This window comes from Pseudomonas sp. MWU12-3103b (assembly GCF_023100615.1).
Lineage (GTDB): Bacteria > Pseudomonadota > Gammaproteobacteria > Pseudomonadales > Pseudomonadaceae > Aquipseudomonas > Aquipseudomonas putida_A.
The window spans coordinates 69,512-84,176 of record NZ_JALMEY010000016.1; the positions used below are offsets into that span (position 1 = coordinate 69,512).

At 62.4% G+C, this 14,665-nt stretch carries 9 protein-coding genes (1 of these 9 only partly in view); 3 read left to right on the forward strand and 6 right to left on the reverse strand.

Features of this window, described 5'->3' with window-relative positions; genetic code table 11:
* Window positions 1–1,131, forward strand: the 3' end of a protein-coding gene (locus tag M0808_RS22615; RefSeq protein ID WP_247842476.1) for a non-ribosomal peptide synthase/polyketide synthase. 13,866 nt of this gene lie to the left of the window's left edge; the window shows 1,131 of its 14,997 coding nt (coding positions 13,867–14,997); the start codon falls outside the window, past its left edge; its stop codon occupies window positions 1,129–1,131.
* Between the two features lie 67 nt (window positions 1,132–1,198).
* Window positions 1,199–2,158 (forward strand): alpha/beta hydrolase, encoded by a 960-nt coding sequence (locus M0808_RS22620; RefSeq protein WP_247842477.1) that lies wholly within the window; start codon window positions 1,199–1,201, stop codon window positions 2,156–2,158.
* A gap of 949 nt (window positions 2,159–3,107) precedes the next feature.
* On the opposite strand, the gene M0808_RS22625 is transcribed toward M0808_RS22620, so the two are convergent.
* From M0808_RS22625 to pvdM, 5 genes are all read right to left on the reverse strand, one after another.
* Window positions 3,108–5,570 carry a TonB-dependent siderophore receptor gene (locus M0808_RS22625; RefSeq protein WP_247842478.1) on the reverse strand — a complete coding sequence of 821 codons (2,463 nt, stop codon included), beginning with the start codon at window positions 5,568–5,570 and terminating at the stop codon, window positions 3,108–3,110.
* 116 nt (window positions 5,571–5,686) lie between these two features.
* Window positions 5,687–7,336, reverse strand: a complete 1,650-nt coding sequence (locus M0808_RS22630; protein ID WP_007968743.1) for a cyclic peptide export ABC transporter — start codon at window positions 7,334–7,336, stop codon at window positions 5,687–5,689.
* A gap of 146 nt (window positions 7,337–7,482) precedes the next feature.
* A complete protein-coding gene (locus tag M0808_RS22635) occupies window positions 7,483–8,391 on the reverse strand; it encodes a formylglycine-generating enzyme family protein (RefSeq protein ID WP_247842479.1) in 909 nt (302 codons plus the stop codon).
* Between the two features lie 37 nt (window positions 8,392–8,428).
* A complete protein-coding gene (locus M0808_RS22640; RefSeq protein WP_247842480.1) occupies window positions 8,429–9,709 on the reverse strand; it encodes an aminotransferase class V-fold PLP-dependent enzyme in 1,281 nt (426 codons plus the stop codon).
* Window positions 9,706–11,076, reverse strand: coding sequence for a pyoverdine-tailoring dipeptidase-like protein PvdM (gene pvdM / locus M0808_RS22645; RefSeq protein ID WP_247842481.1), 1,371 nt, complete (start codon window positions 11,074–11,076; stop codon window positions 9,706–9,708). The genes M0808_RS22640 and pvdM overlap by 4 nt, the downstream gene beginning before the upstream one ends.
* 320 nt (window positions 11,077–11,396) lie before the next feature.
* Here pvdM and M0808_RS22650 point away from each other — a divergent pair, with 320 nt between their 5' ends.
* The gene (locus tag M0808_RS22650; RefSeq protein WP_247842482.1) at window positions 11,397–13,016 is read left to right on the forward strand and encodes a PvdJ/PvdD/PvdP-like protein; all 1,620 of its coding nucleotides are present in this window, start codon (window positions 11,397–11,399) and stop codon (window positions 13,014–13,016) included.
* Window positions 13,017–13,272: 256 nt separating this feature from the next.
* Here the strand turns inward: M0808_RS22650 and M0808_RS22655 are convergent, their stop codons facing one another.
* Window positions 13,273–14,664: an efflux transporter outer membrane subunit gene (locus M0808_RS22655; RefSeq protein WP_247842483.1), complete on the reverse strand. Its 1,392-nt coding sequence runs from the start codon at window positions 14,662–14,664 to the stop codon at window positions 13,273–13,275.
* Window position 14,665 lies beyond the last annotated feature (1 nt).

Here is a 14,665-nt window from a genome sequence, read left to right on the forward strand (position 1 = left end):
CTGACGCCGAACGGCAAACTCGACCGCAAAGCCCTGCCGAATCCGGACGCCGAACAGCGCCTAGCCTACGTCGAGCCGCGCACCGAGCTGGAAAAAGCCCTGGCGAAGATCTGGCAGGAGGTGCTGAAAATCGAACGGGTCGGGCTCAGCGACAACTTCTTCGAACTGGGTGGCGACTCGATCCTCAGCCTGCAAGTGGTGGCCCGCAGCCGTGTGCTCAAGGCTCAGGGCCTGAGCCTGAAACTGCGCGACCTGATGCAGAAACCGAGCATCGGCGAACTGGTAGCGAGCGTTCAGGGCACGGCGGAAAAAGCCTCCGGGTTGCTGGCGATGAACGCCGAGGTCAGGGGCGTGGCGCCGTTGTTCTGCCTGCACGCCGGTTTCGGCACGGTGTTCGACTACGAGCCGCTGGCGCGGCGCCTGAGCGGTCAACGCCAGCTGTTGGCGATTCAGTCGCGGATGCTGCTGGATCCGGCGTTCAACGACACCTCGCTGCAGGAAATGGCCAGTGATTACCTGGCGCAGATTCGCCAGAAACAGCCGCAGGGGCCGTATCACCTGCTGGGCTGGTCGCTGGGCGGAACGCTGGCGATGTTGATCGCCGCGCAACTGGAGCAGGCCGGGCAACAGGTCAAGTTTGTCGGGCTGGTCGACAGCTTCGTGCCGTCGGCGGCGGTCGACGCCGGGGCTGTCGATGACTGGCAAGCCGACCTGCGCGACTTCCTGCAGGTGACGCTGCCGGACGCCGCTTCGGACTTGTCTATCGACGGTGAGGAAACGCCGCACAACCTGCGCGCGCTGTTCCAGCGTGCCATGAGCGCCGAGCGCGGGGCGTCGACTTATGTGGCGCTGGGTGCCGAAGAACTGGCGCAGGTGTTCAGCGTGGCGCGCCGGCTCAAGCAGTTGTCGCTCAAGCTTGAGCGCTGTGCGCCGCTGACCGTCAATCCGACGTGCTGGTGGACCTTGGGTCGCGAGGTCGAAGCACTCGAACTGGCGGCGCAACTCGGCCAGCCGGGCATGGGCGGCGAATGGCTGGATTGCGGGCACTTCCAGATCCCGCGCGATGAAACTTTCCTGTCCGAGGCTGAAGAAATGCTCGGCCAGATCGTTGAATCAGTAGTCATGTCCTGAAACCTGCTGTGAAACCCAAGCAAAACCGATCGGGCGCTGATGGCGCCCGATCGCTTTGGAGATTTGAATGTCATTGAATCCTGATATCGCCGCATTTCTGCAATTGGTCGGCAACGGCCGGGCCAGTGGCAAACGCGTCGGCATGCATGAGCTGACCCCGAGCGAGGCCCGTGAACAATTCGATCAGTCATCGTTGCTGATGGACGCCGGCGGTGAAGAACTGGTCGTGGTGGATGAGCTGCAATTGCCGGTGCGTGACGGTGCACTGTTGAACGCACGGATCTACAGCAATCATCCGTTGCAGGCGGGTGCCGGTCGTCCGGCACTGTTGTATTTCCATGGCGGCGGCTATGTGGTCGGCAGCCTCGACTCGCATGATTCGCTGTGCCGCGCGTTGGCCGCGCTGGCCGATTGTGTGGTGCTGTCGGTGGCGTATCGACTGGCGCCGGAACATCGTTTCCCGACAGCGGCCGACGATGCCCGTGATGCCTGGGACTGGCTGGTGGCGAGTGCGGCTGATCTGGGCATCGACACGGCACGGCTGGCGATTGCCGGTGACAGCGTTGGTGGCAGCCTGGCCACGGTGCTGGCTGCGCAACTGACGGATGCTGCTGTGCAGCCGCGTTTGCAGGTGCTGATTTATCCGGTCACCGATGCCAGTCGCACTACGCCTTCGATCGAGCGTTTCGCCGAAGGTTATCTGCTGGAGAAGGCTTCGCTGCAGTGGTTCTACGCGCACTATCAGCGTGATGCCAGCGATCGTCTTGATCCGCGTTTCTCGCCGTTGCTCGGCGAAGTTCCGGCCGATGTCGCGCCGGTGTTGATGGTGTTGGCCGAGTGTGATCCGTTGCATGATGAGGGGGTGGCGTATGCCCGGCATTTGCAGGCGGCGGGGGTTGTTGTGGATTTGCAGGTGTACTCGGGCATGACCCATGACTTTATGCGGATGGGGGCGATTGTTGATGAGGCTGAAGAGGCGCTGGGGTTGATTGCTGGGCGTTTGGTAGAGGTGTTTGATTTGGCTTGATGGGGTAGGTGGGTGGGGTGAATATCCGTTGCTGCGGTAACGGCCGCCTAGGGTTTCGCCCTTACGGCGACTCACTTTTTTTACAAACGCCTAAAAAAAGTAAGCAAAAAAACGCTTGCTCCTACGTTCGGCCCGCTCGCTGGGGCTCGGGGTCCCTTCGCTCCGGGCTCCATCCGGGCGCAGCGCCTCCGGTTTGCTTCGCTGCACCTCCTCTCGCTGTGTTTGGCTGCGCCAAACGGTCGCTGCGCTCCCACCCCCGGATGAATCCCTCCACTCAGCCTTCCGACGTCGCCTTACAGATCAAGATCAAAAGCAGGCGAGCTGACACTCGGCCTATTGAGTGGTGCAGAGCGGGTGTTCGGATTTGGTTTTGTGGTGGATTTGCCCCTCATCGGAACGCCGCCCGCCCAGCCCTCTCCCGAGGGAGAGGGAGCCAATTCGTGAGCCTTTCAGAACCTGAGTTCGACTCGGTATTTCATGTCTGCGTAGCTCCCCCAAACACCTCGATCAGTCCCCTCTCCCTCCGGGAGAGGGCTAGGGTGAGGGGTTTTTGATGTGGTTTTTGATCTTGCTTTGGCTTTTGATTTTTTGCCCCTTCGGCAGGCCGAGCGTAGGTGTCCATCCGGGGGATAGGCGCGCAGCGCCATGCGGCGAAGCCGCATACATCGAGAGGAGGTGCAGCGAAGCAAACCGTAGGCGATGCCCCGGATGGACACCGTAGCGAGGGAACACTGAGCCTCAGCGAAGTGCCGTACGCCGGGGGCAAAGCGTTTTGGTTCCTTTTTGGCGTTTGAAAAAGGGACTCGCTGTAAGAGCGAAACCGCCAGCAGCAACACCCGCAGAAACGGATATACACCCAAAACCCCAAGAGCCTGGTCGGCCCAAAGGCCGCCAAGTCCCCAAAAAAAAACGCCAGCAAATGCCGGCGTTTCAGTGAGCGCTAAACGTATTACCAGTTGTAGGTCACGTCAGCAGTCATGGTCCGGCCTTCGCCGTAGTAGCAGTCGAGGGTGCCATTGCACGCGGCAACGTACTTCTCGTCAGTGAGGTTCTGCAGGTTGGCTTGCAGCTTCACGCCTTTGACATGCAGCGGCGATTTCTCCAAGTCGTAAGAGACCATGGCGTCATACACGGTATAGGACGGAATCTGGAACGAGTCCGACTCGTAATCCGAACCGTAGCTGCTGCGCACGTAACGGGCGCCCAGGCCCATGCCGAAACCGGCGAGGGCGGTAGAGATGTCGAAGTCGTAGTTGACCCACGCGGAGGCGGTCAGCGGTGGACGCATGGCCAGAGTGCGACCTTCGCGACCGTCGTTGTCCTTCTCCCACTTCGTTTGGTTACGCGACACCGCCGCCAGCACGCGCAGGTTGCGGGTGACGTTGACCTTGCCTTCCAGCTCGATACCGCGCGAACGCACGGAGCCGCTCTGGGTGCTGAAGCCCGGGTTGTTGAGGTCGGTGGTGAGCATATTGTCCTGGTCGATCTGGTACGCCGACAGCTGGATGAAGCCGTCGATCGACTTCGGCTCGTACTTGACGCCGACTTCGTACTGCTTGCCGGTGGTCGGTTCGAAGGCGCCGCCGCTCATGTCGGTACCGGTTTGCGGCAGGAACGATTCGGCGTAGCTGACGTACGGCGTGATGCCGTTGTCGAACTCGTAGCCCAGGCCGGCACGCCCGGTGAACTTCTCGTCCTTCTGGTTGCTGTGGCCGCCGCTCAGCGGTTGCTTGTTGTCGGTTTCGGCGAAGTCATACCGACCGCCGAGGGTCAGGAACCACTGGTTCCAGCGGAGTTGATCCTGAGCGTACAGGCCGGTCTGGGTGATGGTGTTGTCCCATTTGTACGGCTGACGGAAATTGATCTGGCTGCCATACACCGGGTTGTACAGATCCAGACCTGGAGCGGTGCGGTCGTACAGGCCGAGGAATTTCGAATTGTAGTGGTAGTAGTCCACACCCAGCAGCACGGTGTGCTCGACGTCGGCGGTGTGGAACTTGGCCTGGGCAATGTTATCGATGCCGTAGACCTTATTGTGCTGCGACCAGTCCACCGCATAACGGCTCTGGTAGCTGCCGTCGTTGAGGCCGGTGACCGGGTTGGTCGGGAACGCATAACCGTGCAGCGGCGCCACGTACTGGTCGTTGATGTCGGCGTAACGCGCGTTCTGCTTCAGGGTCCAGACGTCGTTGAGCTCGTGAGCGATCTCGTAACCGACGACGAACTGCTCGCGGTGGTACTTGTTCACGTCCGGCTCGCCGAGGAACAGGCTGCGGCTGATGCGCCCGGCCTGGCTGCGATGTACGGTGCCGTTGGCGGGCAGGCCCTGAGCTTCCGGTACGTCGTGATCTTTCTGGTACTGACCGAACACGGTGATGGTGGTCTGGTCGTTGGGCAGCCAGGTCAGGCTTGGCGCCAGCAGCATGCGGTTCTGGCTGGCGTAGTCGATGGCCGAGCCGCTGTCGTTGACCACACCGGTCAGCCGGTAGAGGAATTCGCCCTGGTCGTCGATCGGGCCGCCGAGGTCGAAGGCACCGTACTTGCGGTCATAGCTGCCGCCACCGAGCTTCACTTCGTGCAGCGGGGTCGCGGTCGGACGCTTGCTGACCATGTTGACGATACCGCCCGGCTGGTTCTGGCCGTACAGCACCGAGGCCGGGCCCTTGAGCACTTCGACGCGCTCCAGGGTGTACGGGTCGATCTGCAGCGAACCGCCGGTGCTGCCGCCGCCGTAAGGCATGTGCAGGCCGTCGAGGTACAGCGGAGTAGGGGAGAAGCCACGGGAGGTCGGTTCGTCGAAGATCTTCACTCGATCCGAGAAACCGCCGCCGGTCATGCCGGGCGTGTATTGCAGGGCCTCGGTGACGGTCTTCGAGCCGCGCATCTTGATTTCGTCTTGAGTGACGACGTTGATGGTCTGCGGGATTTCCTTGAGCGACGAATCGGTCTTCGAACCGGTGGCGCTGCGCTTGGCGACGATACCGTCGACCGGGCCCCAGGCCGATTCGGCGGTGGCGGAAATGCTGGTCGGGGCCAGATCGAGGCTGGCGCCGCCGGTGCTGCGCGAACGCAAGGCGACGTTGTTGCCTTCGACGCTGTAGGCGATGTTGGTGCCTTGCAGCAGTTGCGCGATGGCGGCGGTCGGTTCCAGGTTGCCACTGACGGCGCTGCTGCGCAGGCCGCTGACTTCATCCGGGCTGTACAGCACTTGGAGGTTGGTCTGGCGACCGAATTCCTGCAACGCGCTCCCCAGCGACTGTGCAGGAATATTGATCGCCACGGCGGCGGCCTGGGCCTGGCCGATCATCGGCACAGTCAGGGCCATGGCGCAGAACGCGGGCAAGGTGCAACGGAAGGAGCGGCGGATCAGCAGAGCCTTGGCGAGCGGGTGGAGTCCGTGCGGTGCGGGCATTGTTCTTCTACTCTTCAAAGTGTTGACTGAGAACTATTTCTATTAACTGTTAGTAAGACGTTGAGCCTTCCGAAAACCGGAAAGCTCAACGCCATTTTTTTACAAAATTTTCACAGTCAGGCGGGTTGCAGCTCAGTGACCACTTTGCCGGCGCTCATGCGCACCAGTTGGTCTGCTACATCGAAGTAACGATCGTCGTGGGAAATGACGATGATGGTCTTGCCCAGACGCTTCAGGTCCGGCAGCAGCTCGGTGTAGAAAATCCGCCGGAAGGTCGGGTCCTGATCGGCGGCCCACTCGTCGAACACCAGCACCGGACGCTCTTCCAGCCAGGCGTTGATCAGGGCCAGACGCTTGCGCTGGCCGGTGGACAGGTCGGTGGTGGTGAATGAGCCGTCACGCACGCTGACCTTGTGCGCAATTTCCAGGCGCTCCAGGTATTGGTTGGCGTCTTCCGGGATATGCGTGTCGCCCTGGACCACGTCGTCGAACAGGTAATAGTCGGCGAAGATCGTGGTGAACAACTGGCGGTAATCGTCGCGGTTGGCGGCATCGACGAGCTGCTGATTGAGGCGGATTTCGCCTTGCTGCGGCGCGTACAGGCCCAGCAGCAACTTGATCAGCGTGGTCTTGCCGCAGCCGTTTTCGCCGACGATGAAAATGATGTCGCCCTGTTCGATTTTCAGGTTCACCGGCCCCAACCGGAACGGCTTGGCGCCTTCTACCGTCGGGAAGCTGTACGAGACATCGGTCAGTTCCAGGCTGTGCACCGGGGTCTTTTGATGGCCCTGATCACTGAGCAGCAGGTGCGGCTCGGGCGAGGAGAATTGCTCGGACAGGTCGGCGATCCGGCGGAACGCGATTTGCGCACGACTGACGATCGGCAGGGTGCCAATGATGTGTTCCAGCGGCCCTTTCATGTACAGCAGCACCAGCACGAAGCCGCTCATCACCGCTTTGTCGGCGCTCGGCCACAGCGATTGCAGGCCCAGCGCCAGGCCGATCACCACGAAGAACAGCATCGACCCCAAGGTCTTGGCGACCACGAAAATGTTCACCGAACGCACCTGCGTGTCGCAGATTTTGTCGGCCGTGCCTTCGATGCCCGAGACGAACATGCGATGCCGGCGCGGGCGGTGGATGCGCAGTTCCTTGGCGCCCTCGGCGACTGCGTGATAGTGCTTCTGCAACTCGTCTTCGTAGTCGCGGGCCTTGAGGAATCCCTGCATGCCGCGCCCGCGTGCGATGTACTGAATGACCGTGCCGATCAGGATCGCCACCGCCATCATCAGGAACATCGGCCACGACAACATCGCCAGGTAGCCCATGCAACCGAGGGTCACGGTCAGGGAAATCGCCAGCGGCGCAAAGGCGAAGGCGAAGTCGCTGATGGTGTCGACATCGTGGGTCAGCACCGGAATCAGCCGATGGCTGCGATAGCGCTCGATCTGCTCGATCGGCGCCGAGAGGACTTTCTCGCCAAGCTCTTTGCGCAATTTGGCGATGATGTGCTGGCCGACGAAATTGGTGCCGATGTCGGAGAAGATCGAGCTGGTGAGGGCCAGCAGGCACAGGCCGGCGAACACCGCGACCATCGTGCTGGTCAGTGCGCCCTCGGCGTGCAGCACGTTGTTGATGGTCGCCAGCAGTGCGGTGACGCTCAGGCCACCGACCATGCCGAGCAGGATCGACACGCTGACGATCAGTCGAAAGGGTTTGAGCAGGGCGAACAATTCATTGATCACCCCGCGTGTTGGTTTGCTCATGGAGGTTCCCTGCTTGAAGGAGCGGCGAACACCGGCACTGCGCGTGGGTTCGCCTGGATGACGTAGAGGGCGGTGGGCGCGCCATGGAGGATCGCGCCCACCTGTAGAACGACTGGCAGGACGGCTAATTTAGCCGGGCGATGGCGTTAAAGATCGCGGGCGACCCGGAAGCCGATCCAGTCGCCACGGGTGTCGGTGAAAGTGGCGTTGCGGTTGCCGGAGCGCGAGAACACCGGTGCCTCGCCCCAGTCGTTGCCACGGATGCGCCGCACTTCGCACTTGCCGCTCAGCCAGGCACTGCCATCGCTTGGCGCGCCAACGTAGTTCTCGTTGTAGCAATCGGCGGTCCACTCATAAATATTGCCGTGCATGTCGTAGACGCCGAAGGCGTTGGCCGGAAAGCTGCCGGCCGGCGCGGTGAAGTTGTAGCCATCGGCGGCGCCGTAAGTATTGGCGTGTTTGGCGATGCTGTATTCCTTGCCCTCGTCGAACGGGAAGGGGAACGGCCCCGTGCTGTCGGCGCGGGCGGCGTATTCACGCAGCGACTCGCTGACCAGCCGGTATTGCTGGCCGGTCTTCTTCGACAGCCAGGCCACGTAAGCTTCGACCTCCGGGAAATCCATGCACACTGCCGGGTGCTTGTCGGTGTACTGCTTGCGCGGGTCGCTGCCCTGATAATCCGGGATCCCGGCCTTGCACGCGCGACCGGGGCGAGTGTCGCCGTCGGGCATTTTGTAGCCGCTGTCCTTGAGGTAGGCGTCCCACTCGCCGCGCAGAATCTGGAAACGGCTGATCGCCAGCGGTTTGGCAAACGTCACCGGGTGCAGCGGCCCTTCATCCGGCTCGCGGCCGACCTCATCCTCCGGGGTGCCCATGGTGAATGTGCCGGTGGGCAGCACGACCATTTCCGGGCAGTCCTTGCAGTCCTTGAACACCTTGCCCGGCGCAGGCGGAGTGGCGGCCTGCGCAGCGCCCGGCAGCAGGCCGGCGGCGAGGGCGGTGAGCATCAGCGCCGGCAGCGCCTTCAAGGAAAATCGACGCAGTTCACTGTTCATTGCGAGTCTCGCTAAAAGAAAAAAGGGAGCGTCCGGGTCAAAGGGCCTGGTCGAGCACGGCCAGCAAGCGGTCGATTTGCTCTTCGTCGTTGAGCAGCCCGGGTGCGGTGCGGATCACCGGGCCGACGTCACGGTGTACGGCATCGGCCACCACACGGTTGGCCATCAGGTGCGCGGCAATCTTGTCGCTGTCCTTGCCCTTGACCCGGAAGAAGGTGAAACCGGCGGACAGCTCGGGGCTCAGTGGCGTCACCAGTTCGATCTGCGGCCGTTGCTGCAGGCGTTGTTTCAGGTAGCTGTTGAGCGCGTAAATGCGCGCCTCGACCTCGGCCTTGCCCAGCTCAAGATGCAATTTGAACGCTTCGTCCAGCGCCCAGCGGTGTTCGAACGAGTGATAGCCGCCGGGCGTCATGGTGGTGGAAAACGCCGTGGCTTCGGAGAACGTCGGAATGATCGGGGTGACGTATCTGACCTCGGCGAAGCGGCTGCAGACGATGCCGGTGCCACGTGGTCCGAACATCCACTTGTGGGTGCCGGCGATGAAGAAGTCGCAGTTCATTTGCGCGAAGTTCACGTTGTCCACGCCGAAGCCATGCACCCCGTCGACCACGTAAACGATGCGGTCGGCGTCGCTGCGACCACGGTTGTGCCGGTCGACGATGGCGCCGATCTCACCGATGGGCAGTTTCATGCCGCTGCCCGAATGCACCCAGCACATGCCCAGCACCCGGGTTTCGGGGCGGATGGCGCCGTCGATGGCAGCAAGGATTTCTGCCTTGCTGGCGCTGTACGAATCCTTGAACAGGCGGATCTTGCGCACCCGGGTGCTGTCGCGTTCGCTACGCAGGGCGAGGATGGTGTGGGTCGCGTAGTGCTCGTGCTCGGTGGTGAGGATTTCCTGATCGGGGCGCACGTGCACGCCGCCGTAGATCGTCGCCAGACCTTCGGTGGTGCTGCCGGTCAGGGCGATCTGTTTGGCGTCGGCTTGCAGGTAGCGTCCGGCCCAGACGCGGACGTTCTCTTCGCGTTGTTCGATCACGCCGAGGTCCCAATCCATGGCCAGGCCGGGATTTTTGTCGAGGGCGGCGCGGTGCCGCTCAATCGCCTCGCGCACTGGTTTCGGGTGTGAGGTGATCAGGAAATTGGAGAAGTGCAGATACGCCGGATCCTGATCGAACAGCTGCTGCAACTGCGCCCACTTGTTGCCAGTTACGGGCGCAGCGCTCGCGGCACCGGCGACATTCGGCAGGCTCGCACCCAGTGGCAGCGCCGCCGCGAGAATCCCCGCCTGCTTCAAGAACTCACGACGATTGCTCATGGCTGGGCAGTTCCCGGCGCAGCGGCCAGTGCCGGTTTCGCGGCTTTCTCGACCTGATCCCAGACCCGCAGGAAGTTGCCGCCCCAGAGCTTGGCGATGTCCGCTTCGGAATAACCGCGCGAGATCAGCTCGGCGGTGACGTTACGGATGTCGCCGACGTTCTCGAAACCTTTGACGCCGCCACCTTCGTTGAAGTCGGAGCTGATGCCGACATGGTCGATGCCGATCTTGCGCACCGCGTAATCGATGGCATCGCCCAGATCCTTGAGGCTGGCTTTCGGTTCTTCTGCGAGGATGCCGTACAGGCGGCTGGCGTACTGGCCGAACTTCTGCTCGGACCACGCGGCAATGATCGGGTCGCCGGGCATCAGCGCCATCGCCAGGTTCGGCAGCGGCGGCAGGTCGAAGTCCTTGCGCATCTCGTTGAGCTTGTCCTGGGTTTGTTGGGTGAGCGGACGCAGGTACTGCGAAAACGCGACGATCTGCACCACGCCGCCGCTGTTTTTGATCAACTGCATTTCCTTGTCGCTGAGGTTGCGCGGGATATCGACCATCGCACGCGGTGCCGAATGCGAGGCCACCAACGGTGTGCGGCTCAGTTGCGCGACTTGCTCGAGGGCCTTGGTCGACATCTGCGAGACGTCGATGATCACGCCCAGATCGTTGAGGCGCTTGACCGCTTGCTTGCCCAGATCCGAGAGGCCGTCGAGGGCGTCCGGCGAATCATTGAGAAATGGCAGCGGCCGCGACGAATCGGCCCAGTCGTTGTTGCCGATGTAGCTGAAGCCGAACATGCGCATGCCGCGCGCGGTCCACAGGTCCAGCAGGTTGAGGTCGTGGCCCAGCGGATAGGCGTTGAGCATGCTGATGAAAATCGCGAACTTGCCTTCGCCGTGCAAACGCCGGAAGTCGTCGGGGGTGTAGGCGATGGCGACCTGATTGGGGTAGTCGCGAACCATCCCGGAGATGATCTTGAAGCGGATTTCCTGTTGGTTGCGCGCCTCGTCGACGAAGCCGGGGGTCGGCTTGTGCGGGGCGTTCGGGCCGTTCCACATTTCCGGCCAGCCGAAGATGGTCAGGGCCGCGCCGGACAGGCGCCCACGGTTGGCCTTGGCGAGGTCGAACTGGCCGTCGCCGTCCTTGTCGGCTTCGTGGCCATCGGTGCCGAAATTTTGCGTCAGGCTGACATGGCTGTCGAAAGACAGCATGCGTTCGTGCAACTCATCGGCCTGCTTCATGACTTTGGCCGGGTAGCCGAGGTCGTCCTTGAACCAGTGATGCCACACGGCAAAGCCTGCGCCGGCGCTGATCGCCAGGGCCAACGGCAGGCCGATGAATAGAGCCTTTTTCGAACGTGGTTTTGTCATTGCCATCTCAGTCAGGTTCGCCATCGAGGTGCAGGCGCGGGGGCCTTCGCTATCTGGGAAGAACGAGTGGTTGGCGGCAAAATTTAAGCCTGACACTGTGGCGAGGGGATTTATCCCCGATCGAGGGCGAAGCGCTCGCAAGGCCTGCGAGCGCCGTCCCTTCTGGTGTCGCCGCCAGCGTCGGATGGGAGTTGCTTCGCAACTCATCGGGGATGAATCCCCTCGCCACGGGTCATCATCGCCGGGCACGTTAAATTTGCCGGGGCAACAAACGTTCTAGCTTGGATAAAGCCTGCTTCATGGCTGACACAGGTAGGGCAATGAAGATTTCTCGACGATGGTTCATGGCGGGCCTGGCGCTGACCGGCGCTGCCGTGCCTGCGGCGTATTTCGGGCATCGTGAATGGACGAAGCCGGACCCGACGATCACCCCGGGCGAAGCGTCTTTCGACGTCGCCGACATGGCCGGACAGCGCCTGGCGAATGCGTTGCGCGGGGTGTGGGATATCCGTTTTGAAGGTGCCGATGCCGGCCTCGAAGGCTTGCCGCTCAAGGGCCTGCAAGTATTTCTCGACATCGGCCAGAAGGGACGCGGCGTGTGCGGTTTTCTCGACACGCCCGAGCGCCTGCGCTCCGCTGAAACACCGCGTTACCGAATTCTGGGCGACCTCGCGAAAGCCGATGCGGCGAAACTGAGCTGGCGCCTGATCGGTGCCGACGGCCAGATCAGCTATGAGCTGGAGATGATCCTCGATGAGGTCTGGGCCGACTTCGGCAATGCCGGCAGTGGCACCCTCAGCGGCAAGGCTTTGCGCCTGGATCGAGCGCTGGCCTTGCCGGCGCAGGACAATCGCTTCGTCGCCGTCAAGCGGCTGTTTCCCGAAGCGCGCGAGCGCACGCCGCTCAACCCGACGTTGCTGGCGTGGTTGATCTCTCCCGAGCATCGCCTGTTTCACCAGTTGTGGCATGCGACCCGGGACAAGTGGCACAAACTGCCCGAGGACAAACGCGAGGCCTTGCGCGGCATCGGCTGGCAGCCCGGCCCGCGTGAAAAGGAGCGCGATGCCCGTGGCCCGCGCAAGGATCGCAATGGCTCGGGCGTGGACTTTTTCTTCATGCACCGGCACATGCTCGGGACGGCGCGCTCGATGCAGGATCTGCCATCCTGGGCGTTTTTCCCGCTGCCGCAGCCGGAGCTGATCCGCGACCGTGTTGGCTTCGCCCGCTATTTCGACAACCACGACGGTACGGCCTTGCCGCCGACCTGGACGGCGGCGGGTGATGACGAATTCAGTCAGTGGGTCAGCGACATCAAGACTGCCGAGACCTACGAAAGCAACTTCCAGGTCTGGGAGTCGCAGTACCGCGATCCGGCGTATCTGGCCCGGCTCACCCTCGGCCAGTTCGGCTCCGAAGTCGAGCTGGGCCTGCATGACTGGCTGCACATGCGCTGGGCCTCCGTGCCACGCGATCCGTCCAACGGTCAGCCGGTGCCATTCGCCCGCGATCCGGCGGACTTCGCGGCCCGCTGGTACAACGCCGAAAATGATTTCCTCGGCGATCCGTTTTCTTCCCACGTCAACCCGACGTTCTGGCATTTCCATGGCTGGATCGATGATCGCATCGAGGACTGGTTCCGCGCCCACGAGCGCTTCCATCCGGGTGAAGTCACGCGGCTGCAGGTCAATGGCGTGCCATGGTTTGCCCCGGGGCGCTGGGTCGAGGTCGACGACCCATGGCTCGGGCCGATCACCCATGGCTGCAGCACCACGCCGGGGTTGCAGATGGGCAAGTCGGTGGAGATGGATCCGGAAACCATGAAACTGGCGCTGCGCATCACCTTCATCACCGACGAGGAAAAACTCGCCGGCCTGTTCCGCCGCGTGCCGCAACGGCCATGGTATGCGCGCAATCTGAAGCCTAAAACCAGCCCGACTTGAGGGCTGCGTTATCGTTCTTCGCGAGCAAGCCCGCTCCCACAGGGTTATGTGTCAGCCCACAATGTCCGGACTGACCCCGGACACCCTGTAGGAGTGAGCCTGCTCGCGATAGCGCCCGACCAGTCGACATTCAATTGCCTGAGCCACCGCCATCGCGAGCTGGCTGACTCCTGCATGAGAACGCATTCCTGCTGATGGAACACGATCAAATGTGGGAGCGAGCTTGCTCGCGAAGGCGATCTGTCAGTCGCCGCAATTACAAGGTCTGCCACCCGCCACCAAGCGCCTTGTACAGCGCAATGCTCGCCTGCATCCGCGCCAGGCGCAGTTGCACGTTCTGATCCTGCGCTGCGTACAAGGTGCGCTGGGTTTCGAGGACAGTCAGCAAGTCTTCAGCGCCGGCCTGGTAACGGCTCTGGGCGATGTCGAACGCGGTCTGCGCCTGATTCAGTTCTTCGTTCTGCCACAACCGCTGCTCATCCAGGCGGCGAATGCTATTGAGCGCTTTTTCCACATCGGCGAAACCGTTGACGATCGCCCCACGGTAAGTTTCCAGCAGCTCTTGTTGGCGCGCAGAGGCCTTGTCGCGTTCCGCGCCGAGGCGACCGTTATTGAAAATCGGTGCGACCAGTCCGGCGGTCAGGTTGTAGAAAGGGCTGCGGATCAAATCGTCGAACTGATTGGCTCCCGAGCCGAGTTGGGCGGTCAGGGTCAGTGCCGGCAACATGGCCGCGCGAGCGACTTTGACGTCAGCTTCGGCGGCGGCCAGTTGGGCTTCGGCGCGTGCGATGTCCGGACGATGCGTGAGCAACTCGCTGGGCACGCCGGCGGCGATGTCTGGCCACTGCAGGTGATCGAAGGACTCTGTTGTCGACAGTTGCTGCACCGGTCGGCCGAGCAGGGCGGCGAGGCTGATCAGCGCGTCCTGGGCTTGCTGTTGCACGCGCGGTAATTGCCATTGCTGGGCCGCGACCAGGCTCTTCTGTTGCGCCAGTTCCAACGCAGTTGCCGAGCCTGAATCAAACCGCGTCTGCACCAGTTTCAGCACGCTTTGTGCGTTGGCCAGATTGAGTTCGGCGATGCGGCTCTGCTCGCGTAGCGACAAGGTTTGCGCATACGTGCTGGCAACGCCGCTGAGCAATGTCAGTTCGACCGTCGCCCGGTCGAATTCGCTGGCCTGCAGGGCGAACTGCACACTGTCGCGCGAGGCGCGTTTGCCGCCCCAGAAATCGATTTCGTAGGTGGCGCTCAGGTTGGTATCGAAATAGTCCACCGCCTTGTTGCTGCTGTTGGCATCGAGTTGGCTGTAGCCATTGCCGCGCAGCAGTTTCTGCCGATTGGCATTCAGACCGGCCTTGACCTCCGGCAACTGTGAGCCGCCAGCGATGACGGTGCCCGCCTGCGCCTGATGCACTCGAGCAACGGCGGCCGCGAGGTCGAAACTGCCGACGCGAGCCTGTTCGATCAGGCGATCCAGTTCCGGGCTGCCAAATTGCGTCCACCACTGCGGGTTGTTGCGGGCAACGCTGGCGCCATGGGGCGACTGCCAGGCAGTTGGCGTTTGCACGCCACTGTCCGGGCGTTGAACGGGACTGCCGCAGGCACTGAGGATCAGGCACACGGTCAACAGGCTGAGGCGCGGTTTCATA